This window comes from Neorhizobium sp. PAMB6630, assembly GCF_058242775.1.
The window spans coordinates 3767825-3782982 of the sequence record NZ_CM177836.1 but is presented as its reverse complement, the minus strand read 5'-3'; the positions used below and the strand labels follow the sequence as shown (position 1 = coordinate 3782982).

Below are 15158 nucleotides of genomic sequence, written 5' to 3'. Positions count from 1 at the left end.
TTTGCGGGAAAACCATTGATGCCCGCCATTCTTCTTTATGCCGGAGGCGCCTCAAAGGCAGGCTTTGCGTCATCCCTTAAGCGGGATCGCCGACGGTATAGAAGGCGTGCACGCTTCCGTGTTTTCCGCTAAGCGAGGCGCAGCAGGAAAAAGATCCGCCCCGGAGTTTTTGATGACCTTTACCATTGCCATCGACGGACCGGCAGCCGCCGGCAAGGGAACGCTGTCGCGCCGTATTGCGCAAACCTATGGTTTCCACCATCTCGATACCGGCCTCACCTACCGGGCCACCGCAAAGGTGCTTCTCGATGCGGGGCTTCCGCTCGATGACGAGGCGGTGGCGGAAGCCATGGCGCTGAAGGTGGATCTGGCCGGTCTCGATCGCTCGGTCCTCTCGGCCCATGCCATCGGCGAGGCGGCGTCGAAAATTGCGGTCATGCCGGCGGTGCGGCGTGCGCTGGTCGAAGCGCAGCGCGCCTTTGCGCAGCGCGAACCGGGAACGGTAATCGACGGGCGCGATATCGGCACGGTGGTCTGCCCGCAGGCGCCGGTAAAGCTTTATGTGACTGCAGCGCCCGAAGTGCGTGCGCGCCGCCGTTACGATGAGATCGTCGCCTCCGGCAAGCAGGCGGATTTCGACACCATCTTTGCCGATGTGACGCTGCGGGACGAGCGCGACATGGGCCGCGCCGACAGCCCCTTGAAACCGGCCGCCGATGCGCACTTGCTTGATACCTCGGAAATGAGTATAGAGGCCGCGTTTGAGGCAGCATCGGTCATCATCGACGCCGCGTTGAAAAAAGATTGACGACCTGCCGGGTTTCCGGCGCGCGCAATTGCAGTGCCTGACCCAAAGCTCGGATCCCCGCGCCGGATTGCCCTCTCAACGAAGACGGGCGGATTTGTTCTTTGGGTATGTTTAACACAAACCCCCCGGCGCCATCCGTGTCCGAACAAGGGACACGACCAGGAGATTTCATGTCAGTAGCAAACCCCACGCGGGAGGATTTCGCAGCCCTCCTCGAAGAATCCTTCGTCACGAACGACCTTGCTGAAGGCTATGTAGCCAAGGGTATCGTCACCGGGATCGAAAAGGACGTCGCCGTCATCGACGTCGGCCTCAAGGTTGAAGGCCGCGTTCCCCTGAAGGAATTCGGCGCCAAGGGCAAAGACGGCACGCTGAAGGTCGGCGACGAAGTCGAAGTTTATGTCGAGCGCATCGAAAACGCGCTGGGCGAAGCTGTTCTGTCGCGCGAAAAGGCTCGCCGCGAAGAAAGCTGGATCAAGCTCGAAGCCAAGTTCGAAGCCGGCGAACGCGTCGAAGGCGTCATCTTCAACCAGGTCAAGGGTGGTTTCACCGTCGATCTGGATGGTGCCGTTGCCTTCCTGCCGCGCAGCCAGGTGGACATCCGCCCGATCCGCGACGTCACCCCGCTGATGCACAACCCGCAGCCCTTCGAAATCTTGAAGATGGACAAGCGTCGCGGCAACATCGTGGTTTCGCGTCGTACGGTTCTGGAAGAATCGCGTGCCGAACAGCGTTCGGAAATCGTGCAGAACCTCGAAGAAGGCCAGGTTGTTGACGGCGTCGTCAAGAACATCACCGATTACGGTGCGTTCGTTGACCTCGGCGGCATCGACGGCCTGCTGCACGTCACCGACATGGCATGGCGCCGTGTGAACCATCCGTCGGAAATCCTGAACATCGGCCAGTCGGTCAAGGTTCAGATCATCCGCATCAACCAGGAAACCCACCGCATCTCGCTCGGCATGAAGCAGCTCGAGTCGGATCCGTGGGATGGCATCTCGGCCAAGTACCCGGTCGGCAAGAAGATCTCCGGTACCGTCACGAACATCACCGACTACGGTGCATTCGTTGAGCTGGAGCCGGGCATCGAAGGCCTGATCCACATCTCCGAAATGTCCTGGACGAAGAAGAACGTTCATCCCGGCAAGATCCTGTCCACGACGCAGGACGTTGACGTGGTCGTTCTCGAAGTCGATCCGTCCAAGCGCCGTATTTCGCTTGGCCTGAAGCAGACGCTCGAAAACCCGTGGCAGGCATTTGCCTTCAGCCACCCGGCCGGCACTGAAGTCGAAGGCGAAGTGAAGAACAAGACCGAATTCGGTCTCTTCATCGGTCTCGACGGCGATGTCGACGGCATGGTTCACCTGTCGGATCTCGACTGGAACCGTCCGGGCGAACAGGTCATCGAAGAGTTCAACAAGGGCGACGTCGTCAAGGCTGTCGTTCTGGATGTGGACGTCGACAAGGAGCGCATCTCGCTCGGCATCAAGCAGCTCGGCCGCGATGCGGTTGGCGAAGCTGCAACGTCCGGTGAACTGCGCAAGAACGCTGTCGTTTCGTGCGAAGTCATCGCCGTTAACGACGGTGGTGTTGAAGTGAAGCTGGTTGCTCACGAAGACATCACGTCCTTCATCCGCCGTGGCGACCTCGCACGCGATCGTGACGATCAGCGTCCGGAGCGTTTCTCGGTTGGCCAGGTGTTCGACGCCCGCGTCGTCAACTTCTCCAAGAAGGACCGCAAGGTCATGCTGTCGATCAAGGCTCTCGAGATCGCAGAAGAGAAGGAAGCCGTGGCTCAGTTCGGTTCGTCCGACTCTGGCGCTTCGCTCGGCGACATCCTGGGTGCAGCCCTGAAGAACCGCACCAACGACTAATCGTTATCGGTTAGACGCTGACTGAACAAAGAAACCCGCCGGATGCAAAGTCCGGCGGGTTTTTTCACGGCTGATTTTTGACGTGTTTTCGGGCGAGGGGCGGGCGGTGGCGCCGGCGTTTTACCAGCCTGCCATGCGCTGGTAATAGGCCTGCGCATCGTCGCCGGTAGCGGGTGCCGTCGCCAGATGAGCGATGTGCTGTTCTGCCGCGCGCTCATCGAAAAGCACCGGTTCCTGCATCACGCCGCCATCGCCTGCCATGGTCGTTTCTGATTCGGCCGGTCTCTGTTCATCCTGCCCATCCTCGCCGGTGCCGGGATCGCGTCCGGAGCGTCGCCCGCGCTCGCGGTGTTCGTCATCAGGCTCCACGGCGGGAACAAGCGGTTTCGGCTTTTCTTCGATGCCGCCCGGTGCGGGATAAGGAACGTAGGCGGGCAGCACACCCTCACGGACCAGCGATCCCTGCGCTGCGAGCGCCTGCAGGGCGGCGGCCTGCTGTGCCGGGTTCAACGTGGCAGCCGACGCCTGTGCGCTGGGGTTTTGCGCAGCCGTGGCCGGGAGCGGTGTCGAAGCGGTTCCGGTGCCGGCGCCAAGGCTATTGGGCAAACCTTCGTCCCCGCCCGCTGCCATGCCATCAAAGCCATGGGCGGCAAGGGGATCGGCCGCATCCGCCATGGCCTGAGGTGCGGCATTGGCCAGCAGCCAGGAGGCGCCGCCTTCATCGGCGTAAAGCCCGGAGATCCAGGCGACGGGGACCGATTCCGGTTCTGGAAGGGTCATCAGCACGGCTGCCGGCATGGATGCAGAGGCCGGCAGTACTGGTTGTTGGCTGGCGCTTGCCGCCCGTGTCGCTGCGGACGCAATCGGCGGCTCGCCACCGGCCTGCACCAGCCGCGCAAGGGCGGGGCCGTCATAGGTCACGTCATCCAATGCCGCGTCCGGCCGGAGTTCTGCCTGAGCTTTCGTTTCGGGCGCCGTGGCAACCGCCTGCGGCAGGCCTGTCTCTTCGGGATCGGTGAGGGAGAGGGTTGCCGCCTGCCCGAGCAGATCGGCGCCAGCAGCAAGAGTGTTGGCCAGGGCGGGAGCCGCGGGAATACCCGGCTGTGCGCTTGTCCGACTGTTCAGAAGCGTGAGAGGGGCGCCCGGGCGACCGCCCGTTCCCGCCTCGCCTTCGCGTTCAGTCTCGTCGGAATTCTGCCGGAGCACGGGTTGCTTTGCGTCATCGCGGGTATCTGTTGGATAGGCTTCCGTGGCGCTTCCGCCGGCCGACGCGGTCTGCCGGGCGGCTGAGCCGGCGATTGCGCCGCTCGGGAGCGGCCGACCACCGGCTGGCGGTTGCGCCTCGGCCCCGGCATTCTGCCGATAGGAGGTCACCACCTGGCGCGTCACCGGGTCTCGCTCCAGATAAGCGGCGGCCTCCAGCTTCAGCGCCAGCCGGGTTGCATCGGGACCGACGGGGTTTTTCAGGATTTCGGTCAGAAGCCGCAGCGTGAACCCCTGCATCAGCTGGTTCAGCGCGCGCTGCAGCGAGAGGCGTTCCGTCGGTGAAAGCTTGGCAATCACCTCTGCTATCCGATCGGCATAATCGGTGAGCGGTTCGCCCTGGTTACGGCTGACGGAGAGGAGCGCGCCGATGGTTTCGACCACCGAAAGCCCCTGCGCCAGTTGCAGCTGGCCAGACAAAGACAACAAATCGAGCCGGCTGCCGCTGCTGACCGAGGGTTCCCGCAGCATGCGCGGATCCACGCTTGTTGAGGACAAAAGCACATCGCCCCGCTGGGCGGACAAAACGATGCCGGGCTGGCCATAGGCGCTGAAGGACGTGTCTGATGATGCGGCGACAGGCGTCAACATGGGTCTGCTCCACGCTTGTGTCGGTTGAAGGGCAGACCGGCTGGCGGGGCGTCTATTGCGACCGAACGGGCCGCAACCGCGGCGCCTCATGGCGTCATCTAAAGCCGATTAAGGTAGAATTAGACTATAAGTTTCTTAAGATTTTATGAATAGACGGACGCGTGAGGCTGGCGTCTCACCCCTCCGCCACGCCAAACGTATGCACGCCTCAGCTGTGAGCAAAAATGTCCGTTTCCTCCCAGCCGAGAAGATCAAGCTTGGCCCGGGTCGGCAGGAAGTCGAAGCAGGCCTGTGCAAGCTCCAGCCGCTTGTCGCGCACCAGCCGGGCCATCAGCTTTTCACGCAGGGCATGCAGATAGAGCACGTCGGAGGCGGCATAGTCGAGCTGTGCTTGGCTGAGCGTTTCGGCTGCCCAGTCGGTCTGCTGCTGTGCCTTCGACACGTCGACGTCAAGCATTTCCTTCAGGTTGTCCTTCAATCCGTGTCGGTCGGTATAGGTGCGCGTCAGGCGAGAGGCGATCTTGGTGCAGAACACCGAGGCGGTCGTCACGCCAAAGGTCTGGTAGAGCACGGCAATGTCGAAGCGGCCGTAATGGAAGATTTTTTCGCGGCCCGCATCGGCCAACATCGCCATAAGGTTCGGCGCCTGCGTCTGGCCCGCGGCAATGCGGATCACGTCGGCGGTGCCGTCGCCCGGCGATAGCTGCACGACGCAAAGCCGGTCACGGCGTGGAACAAGCCCCAGCGTTTCCGTGTCGATGGCGATGGCGTCGGTGTAACGCGCTACATCCTCTGCGGAAATATCGCCTTCGTGCGTCCGGATCTTGCTCATGGCTTGCCTCTTTGCGTTTCCGTCTTCCCGCTATAAACCAAGCCATGGTTTCTGAATATGCTCTTTATCTGCCCCTTCGGACATCAAGTGGGAAGGTAGCTGTGCGCCAGGTGCATTGCTGCGTTGCAGCGGTGGCCTTGTTCGAATCGAAGGATCGGCCTATATGTCAACCATCGAAGCGGCGCACTCCTCCTCCCAGTGCTGCTTCGTTGAGATCGGCAATCTCCTCCTCCTCCCAATTGCCGATCAAGTTTAAAAGCCTGCCGCACCTCCTCCCGCGGCAGGCTTTTTCCGTTTAAGGCCATCCCCCACATCATCCTGACGGCGTCTATCCTTTGAGGTGCGACATCGGCAAAGCCGCCGCAGATCGTGTCGCGGCGGCATCTGGCGTTTACACACGCTGACGGATCGCGCTTAAAGTGCTGCGATCGCCTGCATCACGCTGTCATCGATGGAAATGCCCGTCTCGAGCGCTGCACGCCGCAGCGAGCGGCCGCGGCGACCGGGCAGGCGCACGCCGTCTTCGCTGGCCATGAGCGTGGCAAGTGCTGCCATGCGCGCGCCAAAGCCGGCACCTGCCGTTGCCTGCGGGTCGATGGCGATGATGAAATGGCCAAGTTCCGGTGGCGGTCCCTTGTCGTCGAACAGCGAAGACGCCTCGTGCGAGAAATGCGCCCCTGTGATGCCGGCGGAGAGAACTTCCACCATCATGGCAAGGGCGGCACCCTTGGCACCACCGGCCGGCGCCATCGTGCCCTGCATGGCAATGTCGGGATCGGTCGTCGGGCGACCCTCAGGGTCAAGAGCCCAATCGTCGGGAATGGCGACGCCCTTTTGCTGGGCCTCCATCACCTTGCCGCGCGCCACCTTGGAAAGTGCCAGATCAATGACAATAGGATCGATGCCGTCCGCCGGCTCTCCAACGGGCACGGCAAAGGCGATGGGATTGGTGCCGAAAAATGGCTTTCGGCCGCCCCAGGGCGCCATGGCGGCCGGGGCATTGGCAAACATCATGGCCACCAGCCCCTCATCGGCAAAACGCTCCACGGTCAGCGCCATCACGCCGGCATGATGCGAGCGGAAGATGGCAGCAGACGCTATGCCTTGGCGCCGGGCAAGCGGCGCAAGCTCGGCCACCGCGAGATCAAGCGCCGGATAGGCAAAGCCGTGGCGGGCATCGACGGATAGAACGCCGGGGCGCGGGTGCGCGGCGGTTGCCTGCGCGCTGCCATCCACTTTGCCGGCTCTCACCTGCTTCACATAGGCTGGCACGCGGCGAAGGCCATGGCCGGACTGGCCGGCGGCTTCAGCTGCGATAAGTGCCCGGGCAACCGAGCGTGAGGACGCAGGCAGAACGCCGCTTGTCTCGAAAACCGCGGTGATCTGCCGTTCAAGGTCGGCAAGGGTATGGTGCATGCTGCTTATGTCCTGAGGCGGGCGGGCCGCGCCTTCTTGCGAGCAGCGCAAACCCCTGAAGGCCTGAACTAGCAGTTTTTAGAGGCGAGCGGAACCGTGACTTTGTTGCTGACGCCAGCCGGCGGCGGCGGAACGGGTGAGGCACGGCGGACAAAATCGACCATGTAGCTGTCGAAATCGGAATAACCGGACGATCTTGCCAGCGATACGGCGGAAAGATTGCCGCCATCATCGATGAGGAAGGTGACATAGGCGGTGCTGCCGCCCCCAGACGCCGGGCAACGTCCGCCCCTCTTGCGGCTAAGATGTGCGTAAAGCTTTGCCTGCCAGCGCGCCGGCGCGACCGAATTGCCACCAAGGCTGGTGGAGGTAGCGGCCGCTGCCGTGCGGTTGGATTGCTGCACGTCGGCCTTGGCCTGCTGGGTAGCCTTTGCAGCCTGCGGCTGCGGTTTCGGCTTTTCAGCCCGAACAACCTTTTTTTCCACCGGCTTCAGCTTTTCCTGTACGGCCTCCTCCTTCGGCTCCTCAACCTCTGGCGGGCGCACCACGGGAAGCGGTACTTCCACATTCTGCAAGAGGGCAAGCTGCTGCTCGGCCGTTTCGTCCACCGGCTCCTCAATGGGTTCCGGCGGTTTTTCGGGCATAGCCTGCGTGGTTTCCTCCACCGGCTCTTCGGGCTTGGGTTCTTCGATCACAGGCTCTGGCGGCGGCGGTTCCTTCGTTTCGGCAACCTCTTCTGGCGGCTGTGGCGGAGGTTCGGGTGCCGGTTCGACGACTGGCTCTGGCGGCGGTTCCTTCACTGGCTCCGTCGTTTCGCTCTTCACCTCCTGCGAATCCTGCGTTTCCTCGGAAACCAGCGTTTCCTCGGTTTCCGCAGCCACCGGTTCGGGCGCAAGCTCGATCATGATCGCAGCGGGTTGCGCAGCGTCAGCCGAAGCGACCTCATCCTCGCGCAGCATCACGGCGGCAGCCGCCAGGTGTGCTGCCAGAACCACCGTACAGGCGCTGGACCAGAGAGCTGCCTCGCCAAGTTTGCTCCATCGGCTGCGGGGAAGCATCTGGCTCATGGGGTTGCTCCCTCTTCCGCCGGCGCCGGTGCCGGTGCCGATGTCGCCTGTGGCGCCGCAGGCAGCGTCTCAAGCCCAACAAGGGCGATCTTCAGGTAGCCGGCGTCGCGCAAGAGGTTCATCACCTCCATGAACTGCCCGTAATCGACCGACTTGTCGGCCCGCAGGAAAATTCGCGCATCCGTATTGCCGCCGGTCACTTGTGCAAGCATGGCCGGTAGCTGTTCGCGGCTGACCGCATCATTGCCGAGGCTGAGGGTCAAATCCTGCTTGACGGTGAGATAAAGCGGCTCGTCGGTACGCGGCGCAGGTTTCGCGGTCGATGCCGGCAGGTCCACCTTCACGTCAACGGTTGCAAGCGGTGCGGCCACCATGAAGATGATCAGCAGAACCAGCATCACGTCGATGAACGGCGTGACGTTGATTTCATGGTTTTCCGGCAGATCGTCGCCGCTATTTTCGCGAATGCCTCCGGCCATGGCTCATTCTCCTGCAACAAGTGCGACGGAGGATTTGCGCGCGCCCGGCGGCACCTTGCGGAAATCGAGGTCGCGGCTCACCAGTCGTTCCACGCCGGCTGCTGCATCGGCCAGAAGCTGGCGATAACCGGTGATCGAGCGGGCAAAGATATTGTAGATCACCACCGCCGGAATGGCGGCGACAAGGCCGATGGCGGTGGCGAGCAGCGCCTCGGCAATGCCGGGTGCCACGACCGCAAGGTTGGTGGTCTGCGATTGCGAAATGCCGATGAACGAATTCATGATGCCCCAGACGGTGCCGAACAGGCCAACGAATGGGCCAACGGAGCCGATGGTGGCGAGTGCGCCGGTGCCGCGCATCATGCGGCGGCCGGCGCCTGCCTCGATGCGGCCGAGCGTCGAGGAGACGCGCTCCTTCACACCGCTGTTTTCCGCGTGGTCCAGCGCACCTTCCGAGAGCGTCAGTTCGGTTGCGGCCTCGCGCAGCATCAGGGCGGCAGGTCCGCCGCGCCGTTCGGTGGCAGACAAGGCATCCGACAAGGTCCTTGCCCGGCCGATGGCCTTGATGACGCCCTTGGCGCGCCGCCGGGCCGCGATCAGTTCCAGCGATTTGGCAAGCCAGACGGTCCAGGTGATCAGCGAGGCAATCGCAAGACCGATCATCACGCCCTTCACCACCCAGTCAGCCGCCAGGAACATGCCCATGGGCGACAGATTATGGGGAATGTCGCCGCGTGCCTGCGGATCGACAAGCGAGGTCAGCATGCCACCCGGCTCCTCACCCGGTGCAGCGTCTGGAGCCTGCGGCGCCGTATCGGGCGCTGCAGCATCGGCGGCCGGCGCCTGGGGCGCTTGTGGCGCCTGGGGTGCTTGCGCAGACGGTTCGGCAGCCGGGGCGGCTGGTGCAGGCGTTGCAGGTTGGGGAGCCTGGGCCTGGGCGGGGACGTTCGGTTGCGTGGTCTGCGTGCCTGCGCCCTCTCCGCCCGGAGCAGCAGGCGTTGCCGGCTGGGCCAGGCGCGGCTGCGTGGCAGATGGTTCCACGGTCGGCGTTTCCACGGCGGGGGTCTGCTGCGCCGGTGCCGGCGTCTGGCTCATAGCTTGGGTGGCCAAAAGCGAGACCGCGATCGCCGCAGCGGCAAAGCCGCCGGTTGCACCGGTCTTTACGCGGCTGGAAAAAGCGGTCGACGGGAGGGACGGGATCGGCATCAGGCAAACTCCGGATGATCTTACGCAGGCAAGGGCCCCCGGCCGGTCTGGTTGTTGCTGCAGAAGGCGGGCGCCGAAAGCGGTGCCGCACACAGTCGTCCTGCGCGGCCACGCCAGTTGCCTACCCGATAATAAACTTGAGTATGTTTGGCAACTATATTGTGCCGTGAAAGCCGATTGATGTGGTCAACTTTTGCCGAAGTCCGTTTCCAGGGGGAGAAATTCGCAAGCATGGCGCAAAAAAAACGCCGGGCTTGAGGGCCCGGCGTTGATCATGTCTGACGGCTGACGGCGATCAGAGCGTGCGCGTGATATGTTCCACGCGGAAGCACTCGATCGTGTCGCCGGCGCGGATGTCTTCGTAGTTTTCGAAGGCCATGCCGCATTCCTGGCCCATCGGCACTTCGGACACTTCGTCCTTGAAGCGCTTGAGGGTCTTGAGCTTGCCTTCGTGGATGACGACGTTGTCGCGCAGCAGGCGAACGCCCGCACCACGCTCGACCTTGCCTTCGACGACGCGGCAACCCGCGACCTTGCCGGTCTTGGTGATGTTGAACACCTCCAGGATTTCGGCATTGCCGAGGAAGGTCTCGCGACGTTCCGGAGACAAGAGGCCCGACATCGCTGCCTTCACGTCATCCACCAGATCGTAGATGATGTTGTAGTAGCGGATCTCGATGCCACCGCGCTCGGCTGCCGTGCGTGCCTGTGCATTGGCACGAACGTTGAAGCCGATGATGGCAGCGTCCGAGGACTCAGCCAGTGCGATATCCGATTCCGTGATGGCGCCGGCACCCGAATGCACGATGCGGGCGCGAACTTCGTCGGTGCCGAGCTTGTCGAGCGCGCCGATAATGGCTTCGATCGAACCCTGCACGTCGCCCTTGATGACCAGCGGGAACTCCTTGAACCCGGTGTTCTGCAGCTTGCTCATCATCTGTTCGAGCGAACCGCGCTGGCCGGACTGGCGGGCAGCGGCCTTGTCGCGGGCCAGACGCTGGCGATATTCGGAGATTTCGCGCGCGCGGGCCTCGTTCTCAACCACGGCGAACTTGTCGCCGGCCGCCGGCGTACCGGACAGGCCGAGAATTTCGACCGGCATGGCAGGTCCGGCTTCCTTGACGTGAATGCCCTGGTCGTTGACCAGCGCACGCACACGGCCCCACTGGTCGCCGGCCACGATGATCTGGCCGGGCTTCAGTGTACCCTTCTGGACGAGCACGGTTGCCACCGCACCACGACCACGGTCGAGCTGCGCTTCGATGACGGTGCCTTCTGCAGTCCGCGTCGGGTCGGCCTTGAGGTCAAGGATTTCCGCCTGCAGCAGGACGGCTTCGAGCAGCTTGTCGAGGTTCAGCTTGTTCTTCGCCGAAACTTCGACGTCGAGCACTTCACCGCCGAGCGATTCCACGAAAACTTCGTGCTGCAGCAGCTGCTGGCGAACCTTGTCCGGGTTTGCCTCATGCTTGTCGATCTTGTTGATCGCCACGATGATCGGCACACCGGCCGCCTTGGCGTGGTTGATCGATTCAATCGTCTGCGGCATCACGCTGTCATCGGCCGCAACCACCAGAATGGCAATGTCGGTTGCCTGGGCGCCACGGGCACGCATCGCGGTAAAGGCGGCGTGGCCGGGGGTGTCGATGAAGGTGATCTTCTGGCCGTTCTGCTCAACCTGATAGGCACCGATATGCTGGGTAATGCCACCGGCTTCGCCCGAGACGACGGAGGTCTTGCGGATGGCGTCGAGCAGCGATGTCTTGCCGTGGTCGACGTGACCCATGATGGTGACCACAGGCGGACGCGACACCAGCTCGACTTCATCATCCTTCACGTTGAAGATACCTTCTTCAACGTCGGATTCCGACACGCGCTTGACGGTATGGCCGAATTCGGTCGCGATCAGTTCAGCCAGATCGGCGTCGATGACGTCGCCCGGCTTCATCATCTGGCCTTCCTTCATCAGGTACTTGATGACGTCGACGGCGCGTTCGGACATGCGCTGCGACAGTTCCTGAATGGTGATGGTTTCCGGCAGGATGACCTCGCGCATAACCTTTTCGCGGGTTTCCTGCATCTGGCTGCGGCGGAACTTTTCCTGGCGGCGACGGGTCGCGGCCATCGAACGGCCACGGGCGTTGCCATCATCGTCCGTGCTGACGGTGGTGACGGTCAGCTTGCCGCGGCGACGGTCTTCTTCGACCTTCGGACGGGCAGGCACCTTTGCCGGAACCGGTGCCGTGATCTTGCCACGGTTCGGCGCACCACGCGGCGGGCCGCGATCATCGTCTTCTTCACCGCTCTTGCGGCCACGCACAGCGCCCGGGAGACCCGGAGCTGCAACCGGCGCCCGGGGCGCCTGCGGACGGCCGTCGGGTGCGCGGGCACCGGCGGGGGCTGCTGGCGCGGCTGTGGCTGCACGTTCAGCCGGAGCTTCGACCGGAGCAGGCGCACTCACGCCAGCCTTTGCAGCCTCTTCGGCGCGAAGCTTGGCTTCCGCGGCCAGACGTTCGTTTTCGATTGCCTGTTCGGCGGCACGGCGCTCGTCCTCGATCTTGCGACGGGCCTCGTCCTCGACACGCTGCTTTGCCTCGATGATGTCGCGGGCCTGCGCTTCGGCAAGCGCGCGGCGGCGGGCATCCATCTCACTGGCCGAGAGGTCGTGCAGTACGGTGCCACCGCGCGGACGATCAGGCTGGCGCTGCGGCTGCGACGGGCGCGGCTGCTGCTGCGAGGACGGGCGCTGCTGCGAATGCTGCGGGCGGTTGCCCTGCTGGTTCGGGCGCTGCTGGTTGTTCTGGCCGGCGCCGTAGCCTGCATTCTGCGCCGGACGCTGCGGCTGCGGGGCAGCCGGACGCGGAGCAGGTGCTGCTGCAACCGGCGGCGCTGCGACGGGTGCCGGGGCCTGTGCAACCGGCGGTGACGCAGGTGCTGCGGCCACGGGCTGGGGTGCCGGCTGTTCTGCGCGCGGTGCAGCAGGGGCTGCCGGCGCAGGCGTCGTGATGGGGGTGATTGGCTTTTCGTCTTCCGGACGCAGTGGGCGGCGCTTGCGCGTTTCCACCACGACCGCCTTGGTGCGACCGCGACCCATTTCCTGGCGCACGGTACCCTGGCTCATCCCCGAAGGCTTCAGGGTGAGGGTCTTCTTAGCCGTAACGCTGAGCGTCTTGTCGTCTTTGTTGTCGGTCATCCGTTCCTGTTCCTTCCGACAGGAACAGAGATGGAAACCATCAGATCCTGTCGTTCAATACACTTTTCCAGTGCGGCTGCCGGCGAATGCCGGTGACCACGTCATGTCTCTGACCGGCCAGCGCCGCCATTTGCTCTGGAGTGACCGCCATTGCGGTACGTATCGAGCATGGTTGCGCGTTTCACTACACCCTCACCCGCCTGTCCGGCAAGCGCCGCAGCATGGATAAAAGCACTCTGGCCCATCAGTTCGTCCATTTCGGCCGCAGTAAAGAGCATGAAGGAGGGTATCTCCTCCTCGCTCTCTGTCCCCAGCCGCCAGGCCTTGCGGGCCTGGTCGATTTTTCGCACACCGTCCGCTGCCGCGTCCGATGCATGGAAGACGCCCAGCGTCTGGCCCGAGCGGACCGCGGCATCCACCTTGGTGGCGCCTGAGATGAACTGGCCCGCCTTGCGCGCCATGCCCATCATACCCGTCAGGTCTGCCACCAGCAGTTTGTCGACCAGATCGCCAAGATCCGGGGCCGCCTTCACGTCCGCCTTCAGGGCGCGGGCAAAGATCTTGCGCTTGATGGCGGTTTCCACCAGCGCGCGATCCACCTTGACCCAGCATCCCCGACCCGGCAATTGCCGCTTCAGGTCCGGCACAACGGTTCCATCCGGTGCCGCGACGAAGCGGATCAGCTCTTCCGGCGAAACGGCTTCACGCGTCACGATGCAGGTCCGGTCGTTCACAACCAATTCCGCATCGTCTGCGCTCCCGTCACCGGCAACAGCTGCCGCAATCATTCCTGAACTGCGGCGTCCGCCTCCTCGTCAGCCATGTCGGCTTCTTCGGTTTCAGCTTCGGCCTGCTGTTTTGCGAGGTCTTCCTCGGTGATCCAGCCGGCCATCAGACGGGCCTGCACGATCATGTTTTCGGCCTCGACACGCGATACGTCGAACTTGGAGAACAGGCCTTCGAACTTCTTCGTTTCGCCGTCCTTGCGTTCCGACCAGCCGATGAGATCGTCGGCGGCACAGCCGGCAAAGTCTTCCACCGACTTGATGCCGTCTTCGCCAAGCGCCACCAGCATCTTGCCGGTCAGGCCATCGATCTGCTTCAACTCATCGAGAACGCCGAGTTCAACGCGCTTGGCGTCCATTTCGGCTTCCAGGCGCTCGAGGTATTCCTTGGCGCGCATCTGGATTTCGCTGGCGGTATCTTCGTCGAAACCGTCGATCGAGGCGATTTCGTCCAGTTCGACATAGGCCAGTTCCTCGACCTGCGCGAAACCTTCCGATGCCAGAACCTGGCCGACCATTTCGTCCACGTCGAGCGCATCCATGAAGAGGTTGGTGCGTTCGTTGAATTCCTTCTGACGGCGCTCCGATTCCTCGGCCTCCGTCATGATGTCGATATCCCAACCGGTCAGCTGCGAGGCCAGACGTACGTTCTGGCCGCGGCGGCCGATGGCCAGCGACAGCTGTTCGTCCGGCACCACCACTTCGATGCGCTCGGCATCTTCATCCAGAACGACCTTGGCGACTTCAGCCGGCTGCAGGGCGTTGACGATGAAGGAAGCCGGATCCGCCGACCAGGGAATGATGTCGATCTTTTCGCCCTGAAGCTCGCCGACAACGGCCTGAACGCGCGAACCGCGCATACCGACGCAGGCGCCGACCGGATCGATCGAGCTATCGTTCGAGATAACGGCGATCTTGGCACGCGAGCCCGGGTCACGGGCCACCGACTTGATCTGGATGATGCCGTCGTAGATTTCAGGCACTTCCATGGTGAACAGCTTCACCATGAACTGCGGATGGGTGCGCGACAGGAAGATCTGCGGGCCGCGCTGTTCGCGGCGCACGTCGTAGACGTAAGCGCGAACACGGTCGCCGTAACGCATGTTTTCGCGCGGGATCATTTCATCACGACGGATGATGCCTTCGCCACGGCCGAGATCGACAATCACGTTGCCATATTCGACGCGCTTGACAGTGCCGTTGATGATTTCGCCGACGCGGTCCTTGAACTCATCGAACTGGCGGTCACGCTCGGCTTCGCGCACCTTCTGCACGATGACCTGCTTGGCCGACTGGGCAGCGATGCGGCCAAAGTCCATCGGCGGCAGCGGATCGGCAATGAAATCGCCGATCTTGGCGTCGACATTGCGGTCGCGGGCCAGCGCCAGCGGAATCTGCGTGGTATAGTCTTCCGCGTGATCGACCACTTCCAGGAGACGCTGAAGGCGGATTTCGCCGGTCTTGGAATTGATGTCGGCGCGGATGTTGCTTTCGGTGCCGTAACGCGAGCGGGCGGCCTTCTGGATCGCGTCGGCCATTGCGGCCAGCACGATCTCGCGGTCGATGACCTTTTCGCGCGCCACTGCATCTGCGATCTGCAGAAGTTCTAGCCGGTTCGCACTCACTGCCATTGTCGTCGGTCTCCGT

At 63.2% G+C, this 15158-nt stretch carries 11 protein-coding genes; 2 read left to right on the top strand and 9 right to left on the bottom strand.

The window, feature by feature from the left end:
• Nucleotides 1–172 precede the first annotated feature (172 nt).
• Both cmk and rpsA read left to right on the top strand, forming a co-directional pair.
• Nucleotides 173–808 (top strand): (d)CMP kinase, encoded by a 636-nt coding sequence (gene cmk / locus AC4CWF_RS18070; RefSeq protein WP_491283006.1) that lies wholly within the window; start codon nt 173–175, stop codon nt 806–808.
• A 170-nt stretch (nt 809–978) separates the two neighbouring features.
• Nucleotides 979–2682, top strand: coding sequence for a 30S ribosomal protein S1 (rpsA, locus tag AC4CWF_RS18065; RefSeq protein ID WP_210103971.1), 1704 nt, complete (start codon nt 979–981; stop codon nt 2680–2682).
• A 120-nt stretch (nt 2683–2802) separates the two neighbouring features.
• On the opposite strand, the gene AC4CWF_RS18060 is transcribed toward rpsA, so the two are convergent.
• From AC4CWF_RS18060 to nusA, 9 genes are all read right to left on the bottom strand, one after another.
• Complete coding sequence (locus AC4CWF_RS18060; RefSeq protein ID WP_491283005.1) at nt 2803–4536, bottom strand: hypothetical protein; 1734 nt, start codon at nt 4534–4536, stop codon at nt 2803–2805.
• A 208-nt stretch (nt 4537–4744) separates the two neighbouring features.
• On the bottom strand, nt 4745–5368 hold the full coding sequence (locus AC4CWF_RS18055; protein WP_491283004.1) for a ribonuclease D: 624 nt from the start codon (nt 5366–5368) through the stop codon (nt 4745–4747).
• 414 nt (nt 5369–5782) lie between these two features.
• Nucleotides 5783–6784 carry an Ldh family oxidoreductase gene (locus AC4CWF_RS18050; RefSeq protein ID WP_491283003.1) on the bottom strand — a complete coding sequence of 334 codons (1002 nt, stop codon included), beginning with the start codon at nt 6782–6784 and terminating at the stop codon, nt 5783–5785.
• Nucleotides 6785–6852: 68 nt separating this feature from the next.
• Complete coding sequence (locus AC4CWF_RS18045) at nt 6853–7851, bottom strand: energy transducer TonB family protein (protein ID WP_491283002.1); 999 nt, start codon at nt 7849–7851, stop codon at nt 6853–6855.
• Nucleotides 7848–8330 carry a TonB system transport protein ExbD gene (gene exbD, locus AC4CWF_RS18040; RefSeq protein WP_491283001.1) on the bottom strand — a complete coding sequence of 161 codons (483 nt, stop codon included), beginning with the start codon at nt 8328–8330 and terminating at the stop codon, nt 7848–7850. Before exbD ends, AC4CWF_RS18045 begins: the two co-directional genes overlap by 4 nt.
• A 3-nt stretch (nt 8331–8333) precedes the next feature.
• Nucleotides 8334–9536 carry a tonB-system energizer ExbB gene (gene exbB, locus AC4CWF_RS18035; protein ID WP_491283000.1) on the bottom strand — a complete coding sequence of 401 codons (1203 nt, stop codon included), beginning with the start codon at nt 9534–9536 and terminating at the stop codon, nt 8334–8336.
• Nucleotides 9537–9831: 295 nt separating this feature from the next.
• Nucleotides 9832–12726 (bottom strand): translation initiation factor IF-2, encoded by a 2895-nt coding sequence (gene infB / locus AC4CWF_RS18030; RefSeq protein ID WP_491282999.1) that lies wholly within the window; start codon nt 12724–12726, stop codon nt 9832–9834.
• 101 nt (nt 12727–12827) lie between these two features.
• Nucleotides 12828–13514, bottom strand: coding sequence for an RNA-binding protein (locus AC4CWF_RS18025; protein ID WP_491282998.1), 687 nt, complete (start codon nt 13512–13514; stop codon nt 12828–12830).
• Nucleotides 13511–15142 (bottom strand): transcription termination factor NusA, encoded by a 1632-nt coding sequence (gene nusA, locus AC4CWF_RS18020; protein WP_491282997.1) that lies wholly within the window; start codon nt 15140–15142, stop codon nt 13511–13513. The genes AC4CWF_RS18025 and nusA overlap by 4 nt, the downstream gene beginning before the upstream one ends.
• Between the last annotated feature and the right edge of the window lie 16 nt (nt 15143–15158).